Source organism: Acetobacter estunensis, assembly GCF_019083805.1.
Classification (GTDB): Bacteria; Pseudomonadota; Alphaproteobacteria; order Acetobacterales; family Acetobacteraceae; genus Acetobacter; species Acetobacter estunensis_A.
This window is the reverse complement of sequence record NZ_JAHRDV010000006.1, coordinates 233,190-247,470: the sequence shown is the minus strand read 5'-3', so window position 1 is coordinate 247,470 and position 14,281 is coordinate 233,190. Positions and strand designations below refer to the sequence as shown.

14 protein-coding genes and 1 other RNA gene are annotated in these 14,281 nt (G+C 60.8%); 10 read left to right on the top strand and 5 right to left on the bottom strand.

Translation table 11 applies throughout. The features are described 5' to 3' along the window. The first annotated feature begins 174 nt into the window (after positions 1–174). The 4 genes from KUA11_RS10250 (at position 175) to hpnK (ending at position 4,527) form a co-directional block, all read left to right on the top strand. Positions 175–810, top strand: coding sequence for an ABC transporter substrate-binding protein (locus tag KUA11_RS10250; RefSeq protein WP_166316449.1), 636 nt, complete (start codon positions 175–177; stop codon positions 808–810). Between the two features lie 101 nt (positions 811–911). After that, positions 912–2,102 (top strand): bacteriohopanetetrol glucosamine biosynthesis glycosyltransferase HpnI, encoded by a 1,191-nt coding sequence (gene hpnI, locus KUA11_RS10245; RefSeq protein WP_217410180.1) that lies wholly within the window; start codon positions 912–914, stop codon positions 2,100–2,102. Between the two features lie 144 nt (positions 2,103–2,246). Then, positions 2,247–3,674 (top strand): hopanoid biosynthesis associated radical SAM protein HpnJ, encoded by a 1,428-nt coding sequence (gene hpnJ / locus KUA11_RS10240; RefSeq protein ID WP_217410179.1) that lies wholly within the window; start codon positions 2,247–2,249, stop codon positions 3,672–3,674. Positions 3,675–3,681: 7 nt separating this feature from the next. Next, positions 3,682–4,527, top strand: a complete 846-nt coding sequence (gene hpnK, locus KUA11_RS10235) for a hopanoid biosynthesis-associated protein HpnK (RefSeq protein ID WP_217410178.1) — start codon at positions 3,682–3,684, stop codon at positions 4,525–4,527. 7 nt (positions 4,528–4,534) lie between these two features. Here the strand turns inward: hpnK and KUA11_RS10230 are convergent, their stop codons facing one another. Continuing rightward, positions 4,535–5,632, bottom strand: coding sequence for a cysteine desulfurase family protein (locus KUA11_RS10230; protein WP_217410177.1), 1,098 nt, complete (start codon positions 5,630–5,632; stop codon positions 4,535–4,537). Between the two features lie 496 nt (positions 5,633–6,128). Here KUA11_RS10230 and KUA11_RS10225 point away from each other — a divergent pair, with 496 nt between their 5' ends. The 3 genes from KUA11_RS10225 (at position 6,129) to crcB (ending at position 8,585) form a co-directional block, all read left to right on the top strand. Then, the gene (locus tag KUA11_RS10225; RefSeq protein ID WP_217410209.1) at positions 6,129–6,794 is read left to right on the top strand and encodes an alpha/beta hydrolase; all 666 of its coding nucleotides are present in this window, start codon (positions 6,129–6,131) and stop codon (positions 6,792–6,794) included. Positions 6,795–6,902: 108 nt separating this feature from the next. Beyond that, complete coding sequence (tyrS, locus tag KUA11_RS10220) at positions 6,903–8,183, top strand: tyrosine--tRNA ligase (protein ID WP_217410176.1); 1,281 nt, start codon at positions 6,903–6,905, stop codon at positions 8,181–8,183. Between the two features lie 6 nt (positions 8,184–8,189). Further along, positions 8,190–8,585, top strand: a complete 396-nt coding sequence (gene crcB, locus KUA11_RS10215) for a fluoride efflux transporter CrcB (RefSeq protein ID WP_217410175.1) — start codon at positions 8,190–8,192, stop codon at positions 8,583–8,585. Between the two features lie 17 nt (positions 8,586–8,602). On the opposite strand, the gene KUA11_RS10210 is transcribed toward crcB, so the two are convergent. From KUA11_RS10210 to ssrA, 4 genes are all read right to left on the bottom strand, one after another. After that, complete coding sequence (locus tag KUA11_RS10210; RefSeq protein WP_166316467.1) at positions 8,603–8,995, bottom strand: VOC family protein; 393 nt, start codon at positions 8,993–8,995, stop codon at positions 8,603–8,605. A 131-nt stretch (positions 8,996–9,126) separates the two neighbouring features. After that, a complete protein-coding gene (locus KUA11_RS10205; protein ID WP_254454831.1) occupies positions 9,127–10,818 on the bottom strand; it encodes a fumarate hydratase in 1,692 nt (563 codons plus the stop codon). Positions 10,819–10,864: 46 nt separating this feature from the next. After that, positions 10,865–11,419 (bottom strand): SspB family protein, encoded by a 555-nt coding sequence (locus KUA11_RS10200; protein WP_217410174.1) that lies wholly within the window; start codon positions 11,417–11,419, stop codon positions 10,865–10,867. A 184-nt stretch (positions 11,420–11,603) separates the two neighbouring features. Further along, positions 11,604–11,930, bottom strand: a transfer-messenger RNA (tmRNA) gene (gene ssrA / locus KUA11_RS10195). A 112-nt stretch (positions 11,931–12,042) separates the two neighbouring features. Here ssrA and KUA11_RS10190 point away from each other — a divergent pair. The 3 genes from KUA11_RS10190 to KUA11_RS10180 all read left to right on the top strand — a co-directional run bounded on the left by KUA11_RS10190 (position 12,043) and on the right by KUA11_RS10180 (position 14,280). Continuing rightward, on the top strand, positions 12,043–13,038 hold the full coding sequence (locus KUA11_RS10190) for a methyltransferase domain-containing protein (RefSeq protein WP_217410173.1): 996 nt from the start codon (positions 12,043–12,045) through the stop codon (positions 13,036–13,038). Positions 13,039–13,118: 80 nt separating this feature from the next. Beyond that, complete coding sequence (gene thyX, locus KUA11_RS10185; protein WP_217410172.1) at positions 13,119–14,027, top strand: FAD-dependent thymidylate synthase; 909 nt, start codon at positions 13,119–13,121, stop codon at positions 14,025–14,027. After that, positions 14,020–14,280, top strand: a complete 261-nt coding sequence (locus tag KUA11_RS10180) for a hypothetical protein (protein WP_217410171.1) — start codon at positions 14,020–14,022, stop codon at positions 14,278–14,280. The genes thyX and KUA11_RS10180 overlap by 8 nt, the downstream gene beginning before the upstream one ends. Position 14,281 lies beyond the last annotated feature (1 nt).

Below are 14,281 nucleotides of genomic sequence, written 5' to 3'. Positions count from 1 at the left end.
TGTCCGGCTGCGCACCATGACGCTGCCCGACCGCTTCATCGATCACAACACACAGACCGCCCAATACGACGAGGCCGGGCTCAACGCGCCCAGCATCATAAACACCGCTCTCAACGCTATCGGTATGGAGAGCGGACTCATCCTTGCCCCGAAAATGGCAGCCGGAGCCCAGAAATGATTCGTTTCCGTCTTCCCGCCCTGTCCGCTCTCATGCTGGGAGCGGCCATTTCCATCGCCAGCGTCCCCGCCGTCCATGCTCAGGCCACCACTGCCGTGACGGCCCCCGTGCAGTCGCTGGATCAGGCGCTGGACACGATCCAGAAAAAGGAATCGGGCAGCTTCCAGGCGCGCACACAAATCCTCGCCCCCGTGGTGGACCGCGTCTATGACCTTGAGGCTGTGCTGCGCTCCTCCGTAGGCGCCTCGCGCTACATGCAGCTTTCCGCAGAGGAAAAGCAGAAGCTGCTGGCCGCTTTCCGCGAATATACGGTGGCCCGCTATCTCTCGAGCTTCAAGCCCGGTTCGGACGCCAAGTTCACGCTCTCTTCCGAAGTTCGTCCGTCTCCTGTCGGGTCTGATCAGATCGTGACGACCCATATCGGCTCGGCGGACAACATGCCCGGCACGGAGATCGATTACATTCTGCGTCAGGAAAATGGTGCGTGGAAGATTGTGGATGTGCTGCTAGATGGCCATATCAGCCAAGCTGCAGCCCAGCGCTCGGATTTCGGCTCCACTCTTACGTCTGGTGGTGTGGATGGCCTGATCACCGTGCTGGAGCAGAAAGTGAAGACTTTTTCGGAGAACTGATTTCCGATGGCTGAGAGGCTGCCCGTCCGATGTCCTGCGTCCCGTGTCGTGCGGATGATGTGGGCGGGAACATATCAGATCATGACGCGGCAGCCTTCCTGATGAGTCTGTTCCATATTCTCGCACTCGGTTGTGACGCTCTGGGTATTACGGGTTGCCTTCAGGCGACCCTCGGCACAGCCCTCGTGGTGCGTTTTCGTGCGCATGAGCGAAAAAAGCCAACGCTGCTCTCTCCGCTACCGGCTGTAACGGTGCTCAAACCTCTTCATGGGGATGAGCCGCTTCTGGATGAAGCGCTGGAGAGCTTCTGCACGCAGGATTACCCCAATGTGCAGATCGTCTTCGGCGTGCAGCAGGCCAATGATCCGGCCATAGCTCTGGTGGAGCGTTTGCGTCGTCGGCATCCGGGCATCGACATGACACTCGTGGTCAATGGCGCCCAGCATGGCGAGAACCGCAAGGTCAGCAATCTCATCAACATGCTGCCCGCGGCCAAACATGAATTGCTGGTGATTTCCGATTCGGACATTCACGTCGGCACAGACTATCTGCGACAGGTGGTGGCCAGCCTCCAGCGAACCGGCACTGGGCTGGTTACCACTCTCTACGCCGGGCTACCCGCAAGCCACAGCCTGCCCCGGTTGCTGTCCGCCTGCCAGATCAACCACAACTTCCTGCCCGGTGTGTTGCTGTCCCGTTATCTGGGACGGCAGGACTGCCTCGGCGCCACCATGGCGCTTTCGCGCACCACTCTGGCGGAAGTCGGGGGCTTCGAAGCCCTCGTCCCTCATGTGGCCGATGACGCTGTTCTGGGCCGACTGGTTCGCGCGCGGGGCGAAGACATCACCATCGCTGGCTGCCTGACATGGACCACCATCGCCGAGGAAACATTCGGTGAGGTCATGCGCCACGAGCTGCGCTGGGGTCGGACCGTCCGCGCGCTGGCACCAATCGGTTACCTTGCCTCCTGTTTGCAACTGCCCCTGTTCTGGCTGTCACTTGCTGTCCTCCTGCAGCCTCACGCGGAATGGCCCCTGACAATCTTTTTGTGGGGATGGGCCTTTCGGGCGTGCTGTGCGTTTGTCATGGACCGGGCCGTGGGACAGCGCTCTCTGCTGCCACTCTTTCTGCTTCCCATGCGGGACTGGATTTCGGCGGCTATCATGGTGGGCAGCATGACCGGCTCACGTGTGGACTGGCGCGGGCACACCATGCATGTCGCCCCGCATGTTTTGCGCCCTCCACCGCTCCCTGCCGCCAATGCTCCGCTCACACCTGGGAAGCGGCAGTAGAACGACTTTATTTCAGTTACACTTCGACATAACGGCCATGCGTCACAGCGTGGCTCCCACAGATGACACTTGCCACACAGAGACGGGAGCGATACCCCTCTGCAACTTTTGCGTCGGCAACACTCAAGACAAGGATCGCGCGCCATGGTGATGAAGACCCTGTTCCTCCAGCCGCCCACATTCGACGGCTTCGATGGCGGCGCAGGCTCGCGCTACCAGGCCAAGCGTGAGATCAAGTCATTCTGGTATCCGACATGGCTCGCTCAGCCTGCGGCTCTTGTCGAAGGCAGCCGTCTGATCGATGCCCCTCCCGCTGGCATCAGCATGGAGCCAATCCTAGAAGACGTAAAGAATCGCGATCTGGTGGTGATCCACACCTCCACGCCATCCTTCACCAAGGATGTCGAAGTCGCGCAGATGATCAAGGACGTGAACCCGAACATCAAGATCGGTTTCGTCGGCGCGAAGGTTGCGGTCCAGCCGGAGGAAAGCCTGCTCAAGGCTCCCGTGGTGGATTTCGTGGCCCGCAACGAGTTCGACTTCACGATCAAGGAAATCGCAGAAGGTCGCGACTTCAAGGACGTGGACGGCATCAGCTTCCGCAACAGCGAAGGCGTGATCGTCAACAACCGCGACCGCGCCATGATCGAGAACATGGACAGCCTTCCGTTCGTGACCGAGGTCTACAAGCGCGATCTCAAGATCGAAGACTATTTCATCGGCTATCTGATGCACCCCTACATCTCGATCTACACGGGTCGTGGATGCAAGTCGCGCTGCACGTTCTGCCTGTGGCCGCAGACGGTTGGCGGCCATCACTACCGTACGCGCAGCCCGCAGCACGTTGCCGCCGAAATCCGTCTGGCGAAGCAATATTTCCCGCAGGTGAAAGAGTTCTTCTTCGACGACGACACGTTCACAGACGATCTACCGCGCGCCGAAGCCATCGCCAAGGAACTGGGCAAGCTGGGCGTGACGTGGTCATGCAACGCGAAGGCGAATGTTCCCCGCAAGACGCTGGAAGTCCTTAAGGACAACGGCCTACGTCTACTGCTCGTGGGCTATGAGAGCGGCAACCAGCAGATCCTTCACAACATCAAGAAGGGTATGCGCGTCGAAGTTGCTCGTGAGTTCACCAAGAACTGTCACGAGCTGGGCATCAAGATCCACGGCACCTTCATTCTCGGCCTGCCGGGCGAGACGAAGGAGACGATTCAGGAAACCATCAACTTCGCCAAGGACATCAACCCGCACACGTTGCAGGTGTCCCTCGCCGCGCCGTATCCGGGCACGGCGCTGCACAAGCAGGCGATCGAGAACGGCTGGTTTGACGAATCCCATGCCGAACTGATCGACGAGAACGGCGTGCAGATGGCCCCGCTGCACTATCCGCACCTGTCGCACACGGAAATCTTCAACGGCGTGGAAGAGTTCTACAAGAAGTTCTATTTCCGCGCCCCGAAGATCGCCTCCATCGTCAGCGAGATGGTGCGCAGCCCGCAGATGATGAAGCGCCGTCTGCGCGAAGGCGTGGAGTTTTTCCACTTCCTGCGCGATCGTAACGCGGCCTGATCTCTCCATGCGGCGCGCGATCATCTCTTCGGACGATTTCGGCCTATCAGTCGAAGTCAACGAGGCCATCGAGATCGCGCACCGTAAAGGTGTCCTCTCCACCGCCAGCCTGATGATGGCAGGACCAGCGGTGGAAGATGCCATTGAACGCGCAAAACGCCTGCCAACCCTCAAGGTCGGCCTGCATCTGGTCGTCATCGAAGGGCCGTGCGTTCTTCCTCCGGCACGTATTCCTCTTCTGGTCTCACCCGAAGGGCAGTTTCCGTCCGACCAGTTGACGCTTGGCATCAACTATTTCTTCCGTCCCGATGTGCGTCGTCAGCTTGCGGCTGAGATCGAAGCGCAGTTTGCGGCCTTCACCCGCACGGGCCTCACGCTCGATCACGCCAACGCCCATAAGCACATGCACCTCCATCCCACGGTGGGCCGCATGATGATCAATATCGGCAAATGCTACGGCCTGCGGGCCGTGCGTGTGCCGCTGGAGCCGCCTGAACCCCTGATGGCGGCCGGCACCTATGTCGATACGCTGGGGGATGCGGCGCTGCGGCGATGGACCGGTCTTCTGCGGCATCAGGCCCGTTCAGCAGGACTGGTCACGAATGACTGGTGCTTCGGCATTGCGTGGACGGGTCACATGACCGCTGATCGTGTGGCGGCGCTGGCCGCGCATCTGCCCGACGGCGTGTCGGAAATCTATTTCCACCCAGCCACTAAAAAGAATGCGCTGCTGCAAAAGCTGATGCCAACTTATGACCACGAGGGCGAGTTGGCCGCACTATGCAGCCCCGGTTTTCGCGCGGGGCTGGAGGATTTGCACACGCAGCTGATCGGCTGGAACAACGTCGTTTGAGGGCGCCTCAGGCGTTCTTGTGACGCTCCGCCAACCGGGCGTAAGCCTCGATAAAACTGTCCACATCCGCCTCTGTCACATTCCACGGCAACGAGACACGAATGGCGTAATCCGCCAGATCGTCCTGCCCCATCGCGTGCAGTACATGCGATCCTGTCACCTTGCCCGACGAACAGGCCGCTCCTGTCGAGACACAGAATCCTGCGAGGTCCAGCGCAATCAACTGGGAGTCGCGCCGCAATCCGGGCAAAGCGAGACAACTGGTATTGCCCAACCGAGGTGCACCCTGCCCGCACACCACCGCACCATTTTCCCGCGCAACGGCTTCCAGCCGGTCCCGCATGGGCGAAAGGTCGCGCCCCTCATTCACAGCGACATCCAGCGCCGCCGCTAATCCGGCAATCGCGGGAAGCGGAGGTGTGCCTCCACGCCGTCCGCGTTCCTGCCCTCCACCCGCCTGAACCGGCGGCAGGACCACAGCACTTTCTCCTGCAAGCACAAGCGCACCCGCGCCTTTTGGGCCACCAAATTTGTGTCCAGACAGCGCGAGACTGTCCGCTCCAAGAGTGGCGATATCCACCGGCAGACGTCCTACGCCCTGCACCGCATCGACATGCAGCCGCGCACCTGCCTTCCGGCACAGCCTTGCTATCTCTGCAATCGGATGGATGACGCCGGTTTCGTTATTGGCCAACATGACGCACACGAAAGCATCGCCTTCACCTGCGACAAGTTTCCGTTCCAGATCGGCCAGATCCAGTTGCCCGTCCGGCGTTACCGCAATCCATTCCACATCTGCGTCCGCAGGCGGTGCCTGCCGCACGGCGTCGTGCTCCGTAGCACCGAGCAGCAGCCTGCGCCCCTGCCCCAATCCACGAACGGCCAGCACGTTGGCTTCCGTCCCACCGGACGTGAAAACACAGTTTTCCGTCGAGACTCCCAAGAGGTCCGCCACGACACGGCGCGCCCGATCCAGCACGGCGCGCGCCGCACGACCGGCCCGATGGGCGGAAGCGGGATTCCCTGTCAGATCAAGCGCTGCGAGCATGACATCACGGGCCTGCGGACGCAGCGGTTCGGTCGCGTTCGCATCAAGATAGATCACGACGCATCCCCGTTATTCGCCCGGTCCATACGTTTTCTGACGATTTATGTGGCAAATCACCCACCTGCCCCGCTATATGTGGCCTTCGGGACACGCCTTCACGCAAAAGCACGAAGGCCATCACCGCATTTGTGGCGCATGATTGCGGACAATACGCAGCATGCCGGGGAAACGGAGTACCATGATGAGCAATCACGCGGGCAAGTCAACCGTTTCACACGGTCACATCCCAACCGCGCCATCGGCTCCGTTCTGGTGAGACCATCTCGAAACCGGCTTCACATCTTCCTTACTATTTCGCGTCTTCGGGACAGACGCAAGTGATGCCGTGATGACAGTCCCGGCTGGTCGCACCGATGCGCACCGGCCTGTCTCCGTGACGCGAGACATCCTTCTCGACCCGACCGGCGGGCGCGGCATCGTCCCGGTCCGGATAAACTGCCAACCGGCTTCCGTCATGCCCGAAGACGCGAAGCCCCTATACCGTGGGAACAGAATGCCCGAGGTTATGTTTGCCGGCCCGGATGGCCGTCTCGAAGGACGTTATCACCATTCCAGCGATCCCAACGCGCCACTCGCGCTGGTGTTGCATCCGCATCCGCTGCACGGCGGCACGATGAACAACCGCATCACCTATGCGATGTACCGCTCATTCGAAAAAATGGGCTTCTCCGTCATGCGCTACAACTCGCGCGGCGTCGGACGTTCGCAGGGACGCTACGATGGCGGCATCGGCGAAATCTCGGATGCGGCAGCAGCGCTCGACTGGATGCAGGCGGTCAATCCGAACGCCTCCGCCCTGTGGATCGCGGGCTATTCCTTCGGTGCGTTCGTGGGCATGCAGCTTCTCATGCGCCGCCCCGAAGTCACGGGCTGGATCAGCGTTGCCCCTCCGGCCGCGCATTACGATTTCGGCTTTCTCGCGCCCTGTCCCTGCGGCGGCCTGATGATTGCCGGCGGCAAGGACGATCTGGCGCCCGAGCCCGCCATCCACAAGCTGGTGGACAAGCTCAACACCCAGAAGAACGTCACGGTGGATTACCGCGTGTTCCCCGATGCCGATCATATCTTCGCCAAGCAGGCGGATCAGGTGGTCGAGGCGCTGGAAGACCACGTCACCACCGCCATGTCACGCCGCACACTCGCTCTCGCGGCCGACTGACCCTCTATACCGGGAAGGTCTCTCCTTCCCGGTTTCCTCCCCTTGCGGTTCCGCCCTGACCGGTCGCGTGCTAGAGCATCGCCCGGCAGACGACACAGGACCACCGCAATGACCCAGCAGACCGAAAGCCGGCCCGTCGGCACTTTCCGCAGCCGTTTCATGCAGGAAGCCGAAGCCCGCGGCTTTGTTTTTCAATGCACGGATGCAGCGGCGCTCGACGCCGCCATGCTCGCCGGTCCTGTCTGCGGCTATATCGGCTTCGACCCCACAGCCGACAGTCTGCATGTCGGCTCGGCCACCCAAATCATGCTTCTACGCCTGCTCCAAAAGCACGGCCATCGTCCCATTGCCCTGCTCGGTGGCGGCACGGCCAAGATCGGTGATCCCTCCTTCCGCGAAGAAGCCCGCTCCCTCATGAGCGAGGACACGATTGCCACCAATATCGCGGGCATCGAGCGCAGCCTGCGTCAGATGATGACTTTCGGCGACGGTCCTTCGGACGCCATCCTCGCCAACAACGCGGACTGGCTGGACAAGCTCTCCTATATCGACCTCCTGCGCGAAGTCGGCGTGCATTTCTCGGTCAACCGGATGCTCTCCTTCGACTCCGTGCGCTCGCGACTGGAACGCGAGCAGGGGCTGACCTTCCTTGAGTTCAACTACTCCATTCTTCAGTCCTACGATTTCCGCGAACTCAACCGCCGCTACGGCGTGACGCTGCAGATGGGCGGCTCGGACCAGTGGGGCAACATCGTCTCAGGCATCGACCTCGTGCGCCGCACCGACAGCAAGCAGGTGTTCGGTCTGACTGCGCCGCTGCTCACCACCGCCTCCGGCGCCAAGATGGGCAAGAGCGCCAAGGGCGCGGTGTGGCTGTCCGCCGACAAGCTGCCCGTGTTCGAATACTGGCAGTTCTGGCGCAACACGGAAGACGCGGATGTCGGCCGTTTCCTCAAGCTGTTCACGGACCTCCCGGTTGAGGAATGTGACCGGCTGGGCGCGTTTGAAGGCGCGGATATCAACGAGGCCAAGAAAATCCTCGCGACCGAAGCCACGGCCCTGTGCCATGGGCGCGCCGCTGCGGAAGAAGCCGCGGAGACCGCACGCCGTGTGTTCGTGTCCGGTCAGAGCGCCGCATCGCTGCCCACACGCACACTGCCACGTGCGGACCTGCAAACCGGCCTCCCTGCTTTCCGCCTGTTCGCAGAAGCCGGTCTCGCTTCCAGCAATGGAGAGGCCCGTCGTCTCATTCGGGGCGGTGGTGCACGTCTGAACGATGCGCAGATCACGGATGAAGGACAGATCATCTCACTGGCCGATGTCGTGGACGGCGCACTCAAACTGTCCTCGGGCCGCAAGCACCACATCCTGGTGCGCCCGGAAGACTGACGCATCATGTATCCAACGCTTGCAGTGGCTGTCGGCGGCGCGCTCGGTTCGGTGCTGCGCTATCAACTCACCTTTCTGCTCACGCGGGAAGGCGAACAACTGCCTTGGGCCACCATCTTCATCAACATCACCGGCTCGTTTCTGATCGCGTTCCTCTCGGTGCTCACTGCGGCCGATGGACGGTTTGCGTCTTCCACAACCACACGTCTGTTTTTGCTGGTGGGCATCTGTGGCGGCTACACTACCTTTTCATCCTTCAGCCTCCAGACCTTCGATCTGCTGCGCGCCGACGCTCCACTGCGCGCTGTGCTGAATATGGTGATTTCGGTTGGAATCTGCCTCGCCGCCACGGCGGCGGGCGCGGTATGCGGCAGTCTTGTCAGCCGTCTCGGGCGGGGCTGAACAGGGCTAGAGCTTCCTCAGCCCTGATACGACGCAATCTCGATCAGATTGCCATCAGGATCGCGGCAATAGACCGATGTGATCGGCCCAAGCGCGCCCAGACGCGCCACGGGCCCCTCCGTCACGCCAACGCCGCACTCACGTAAATGCTCGACCACGTCCTCACTGGCGACAGCGGTGATGAAGCAGAGATCGCTGGACCCGCAGGTGGCGTATTCCGCCGTCTCCCACCCATCGCGCCCCTCAGGACGCAGATTGAGCTTCTGCCCCCCGAATTTGAGTGCCGTGCGGTTGTGCCGTCCGTATTCCTCGCGCTCCATGCCCAGCACCCGCTGATACCACGAGGACGACACCTCGATGTCACGAACGGTCAGCACGACATGATCGAGGCGATCGACAGTAAAGCGCATGGGACGGCACCTTGAAATCCAGAGCGTGTCATCGGCTTGACCGTTCACGTGAAGGATAAAGCCGATCCACCCATTGGATGGTGCATCCGCAAGGAAAGCAACCCCTTGCAGAGAACGTCAGACAGCTCCGGTCAGGTCAGACCGGCATAAAAGTCGTCGCCCTTGTCATCGATCACGATAAAGGCGGGGAAGTTTTCGACCTCGATCTTCCACACCGCTTCCATGCCGAGTTCCGGATATTCCAGCACCTCGACTTTCTTGATGCAGTCCTTGGCCAGACGCGCCGCCGGACCACCGACGGAGCCGAGATAGAATCCGCCATAGGTCTGACAGGCATCTTTCACGGCCTTGGAGCGGTTGCCCTTGGCAAGCATGACATAGGAGCCACCGGCTTTCTGGAATTCAGCCACATAGGAATCCATGCGTCCCGCCGTGGTCGGGCCGAAAGAGCCGGTTGGCATTCCTGCCGGTGTCTTGGCCGGCCCCGCGTAATAGACCGGATGATCCTTGAGATATTGCGGCAGTCCCTCGCCTCGCTCCAGCCGCTCACGGAATTTGGCGTGCGCGATGTCACGCGCCACGACCATCGTGCCCGTCAACGAAAGGCGCGTCTTGACCGGATATTTCGACAGTTCCTTGCGAATCTCGTCCATCGGACGGTTGAGGTCGATCTGAACGGCCTCGCCCTCCAGATGCTCATCCGTCGTCTCCGGCAGGAAGCGCGCGGGATCGTGCTCAAGCTGCTCGAGAAACACGCCTTCCACTGTGATCTTGGCCTTGGCCTGACGGTCCGCAGAACACGACACGCCGATCCCCACCGGGAAGGATGCACCGTGGCGCGGCAGACGGATGACGCGCACATCGTGGCAGAAATACTTGCCGCCGAACTGCGCACCGATGCCAAGCTTCTGCGTCAGCTTGAGAACTTCGGCTTCCATGTCCTTGTCACGGAACGCCTGTCCCATCTCGTTGCCCTTGTCCGGCAGCGAGTCGTAATAGTGCGTGGAGGCCATCTTGACGGTCTTGAGCGTCTGTTCCGCCGACATGCCGCCCAGCACGATGGCCAGATGATAAGGCGGACAGGCGGACGTGCCGAGCGTGCGGATTTTCGCTTCCAGCCACTTCAGCAGCGTGTCCTTGTTGAAGATCAGCGCCCGCGTCTCCTGAAACAGGAACGTCTTGTTGGCCGATCCACCGCCTTTGGCGACGAACAAAAGATCATACTGCTCGGGGTGATAATCGCCCGGATTGGCGGCCACATCGACCTGCACGGGGAGATTCGTACCGGTGTTCTTCTCATCGAAAACCGTCAGCGGAGCCATCTGCGAGTAACGCAGCGCGGTCGTGGTGTAGGTTTTATAGACGCCGCGTGCGAACGCTTCCTCGTCATTGCCTTCGACCCAGACGCGCTGGCCTTTCTTGCCCACTACGATGGCCGTGCCGGTATCCTGACACATCGGCAGCGCGCCACCAGCGGCGATGCAGGCGTTCTTGAGCAGATCGAGTGCTACAAAGCGGTCGTTATCGGAGGCTTCGGGATCCTTGAGGATGTTCGCCAAGGACTGGAGATGCGCCGGACGCAACAGATGCGCCACATCGTTGAAGGCTTCCGCCGCCAAAGCCGAGAGCGTTTCCGGCTCCACATGCAGAACCGTCTTGCCGTTCAGCGTCGAGGTGCTGACACCACCGATGTCGAGCTTGCGGTAAGGCGTCGTGTCCTCGCCAAGCTGGAACAGCGGCGCATAGGCAAAAGGTTTTACGCCCGGAGTGCCGGTCGGAGCGGCTTTCGGGGCAGCCTTGGCGGTGGTGGTCTCGACAGTCATGAACGCGGTCTCCGGAACGATCCGATCGGCTGTGGCAGATAGAGTATCAGCGCGAAGGCGGACCCTTTTTGCGAAAGGCATCGAGACTCACGACCGCGGCGGCGGTCTTCGGGGCGGCGGCGTCAGAGGACGGAGCCTCTTCCCCATTCTCCTCTGAGACCTGCGCCTCCGGAGAGGTGGCCGCCTGCGTATCTTCGTTTTCCGGCGGGTTGAACCGCATGGAGAACTGGATATGCGGATCGGCAAAGCCGGTAATGGCCGCCACCGGGATCGTGAGTATCGAACCGACCCCACCAAAAGAAAGACCGACCGAGACGCAGCGTTTCGTCCGGTCCACGGTCAGATCCCAGAACTGATGCTGCAACACGATCGTCATCTCATGCGGATACTGGGCGCGCAGACGGCTTGGAATCTCCACACCCGGCCAGTCGGTGCGGAAAGACAGATAGAAATGATGCTCGCCCGCAAGCCCTTCGCGGCTCACATGTTCGAGCGCGCGCAGCATGACCTCGCGGTAGGCGTCCTCCATCCAGACATCATAGGGAAGCAGACTTTCGGGCAGATCACCGTCATGGCCGCCACCTCCATGCATGTCGCTCATCGCAATTTCCTCCATTCTTCCGCGTCTGTCTGGCCATATCCAGCCATTTGCCGCCGCATACGCCCGGCGCGTTCCTCTCCGATGGATGCGGCAAAGACACAACGAAGGCAACCCGCCGTTGTCACGGCAGTGTCACCAAAGAGTGAAGGGCTCGGAGCCTAAAGTCATGCGCAGAAAATCGAGGTGGGAGGGCTTCTGTTGCCCGGTGCCCTCCCGAACCGCGCTTATCGCTTATGCAGCGACAGCGAGCACCTCAGAGTTATCGTTGGCACTTGTGATTTAGCCCGATGACGGTGGTACAATGCCGGGCAAAAGAAACGTCTTTACCGCGCGTGTCGAGCCTGTTTCGTCCCCACACTCCCGCAAAAACCGGGAAGACCAATGGTGGAGACGCCGGGTACCGCCCCCGGGTCCACAACGCTTATTCCACGTTTCGTTTATCGCCATAGCCAAGGAGCAAGCTCCTCCTGCACTCATGAAGATAGGGAGAGCCCGATACCCGCGCAAGCAGCACGTCGAAAAAACATCATGAACCATCTCTCCGGCGTGGCTGACTTGGCGGCTTACCGCTCAGGCGAGTATGTCCTGTTTTTCCGTCCCTTCTCCCGGAGAAGCTCCGACCAATGGTTTCGAATCGTTCTCGAATCGTGGAAAACATTGATATCCGCGCCGCGACAGGTTTGGAGATCGGAGCGCTGCACAATCCGATCGTTAAAAAAGAGGACGGGCATATCCTCTATGTCGATTACGCGCCCACCGAGACATTGCGACAGACCTTTCGGTATCCCGATGCTTCGCCAGACTCCATTGTCGAGACCGATATCGTATGGGGGCAGGCTCCTCTCGCCGACAGTATAGAGCAGCCAGTCGATTACATTCTTGCCTCCCACGTCATCGAACATGTGCCGGATCTTATCGGCTGGCTGAACGAGTTACGGGCCGCCCTAAAAGACGGCGGTCAACTGGGACTGATCGTGCCCGATCGTCGCTTCACCTTTGATGCGCGTCGTAATGTCAGTTCACCCGGAGAAATGGTCGAAGCCTATCTTCTGGGATACCGACGCCCTTCCATCCGACAGATCTTCGACGCCGCCGCCCTTTCCACAAACACACCCACAGCCGAAGACTGGCCTGCCAATGGCACCACAGCGGGCGTTCCCGAGGAAATCCTTGAGCGCCTTCCCTCCCTGTTCGACTGGGTGCGCACGCTTCACGAAAACCAGCACTATCAGGACGCCCATTGCTGGGTTTTTACCCCAGCCTCATTCCTCGACATGTGCGAATATCTGGCCGTCCTGAAGCTTTTTCCCTATGAGATCGAACGGATATTCCCCACTGAAGCTGGCGAGATCGACTTCGCCGTCAGACTACGCGCCGTCGCCAGTTCTGAGGCCGTGAAAGACTCCATACAAACGGCCCGCCGCACACTTACGCCCCAGGAAGATGATGCCGTATCTCCCGCGCAGAATGCGGAGCGACAGATATACGCGCACGATGTCCGCATCGCGGCCCTGCAAGAAGAGATCACGCAACTGAAAGCTTCATCAAGCTGGAAAATCACCGCTCCCATCAGAGCCGCCGTTTCTCTCCTACGCAATCAAACGACTGGAAAACCGTAATACCCGCCTACGGGCTTGGACGGCTCTCGGCCGACTGTTACACAGCGATCCATTCCCTTCCCCATGAGACTCCGACACCCATGCCCTTGACAGACGCCCAGCGCGCCGAAATCGAAGCCCACGCACAGGCCTCCACGCCCACGAAACGTCCCACCGTCGCGGCGCTGGAAGACATTCTCTTCACCGCGCACCCGGTGCTGGATCACGGTTTCGTTCGCGTGATCGATTACATGGGGGATGACGCCGCCATCGTGCAGGCGGCACGGGTGTCCTATGGACGCGGCACCCGCAAAGTGTCGGAAGACGCGGGCCTGATCCGTTATCTGATGCGCCACCGCCATTCCACGCCGTTCGAAATGTGCGAAATCAAGTTCCACATCAAACTGCCGATCTTCATCGCCCGTCAGTGGATCCGCCACCGCACGGCCAATGTGAACGAGTATTCCGCCCGGTATTCCATTCTCGATCGTGAGTTCTACATCCCCTCGCCCGAGCATATGGCAGCCCAGAGCACCAGCAACCGGCAGGGGCGCGGAGACGTTTTGGACGCCGAAACATCCGCCCGCGTGATGGATCTGCTGCGCGCTGATGCCATCCGCTGCTACGACACTTATGAGAACCTGCTCGACACGGACAATGGTCCCGGCCTCGCCCGTGAACTGGCCCGCATGAATCTGACGCTGAACACCTACACCCAGTGGTACTGGAAGGTGGACCTGCACAACCTCATGCACTTCCTCTCCCTGCGCATCGACCCGCACGCACAATATGAAATCCGAGCCTACGCCGAGATCATGCTCGACATCCTGCGCGCATGGGTGCCCGTCACGGCTCAGGCCTTCACGGAATACCGCGTGGGGGCGGTCACCTTCTCGGCTTCCATGCTGGCCATCCTGCGCAGGATGCTGGCGGGCGAGACCGTGACGCAAGCGGATTCCGGCCTGTCGCGCCGGGAGTGGGACGAGTTTCAGGCCGCGCTGCGTGGCTGAAGAAGAACGCCGACTCTTTACGGACGAAGCGCCTCCACCCCTGCGGTGGAGGCGCCACCTGTCTTTCGCGCCCTATGTCGCCGCCGCCGTCGCTCTCATCACGATATGGGGTGTGCTGGAATGGATGATGCCCGTCACCAGCGCCCCCGTCCCCGCCATCGTGCCGGTGCGCAATGCGATCGACCATTGGGAAGCTCGCCACGACACGTCGCCGGAAACGCCGCCCCAGAAAGCACCACCAGCGACACCCTGAG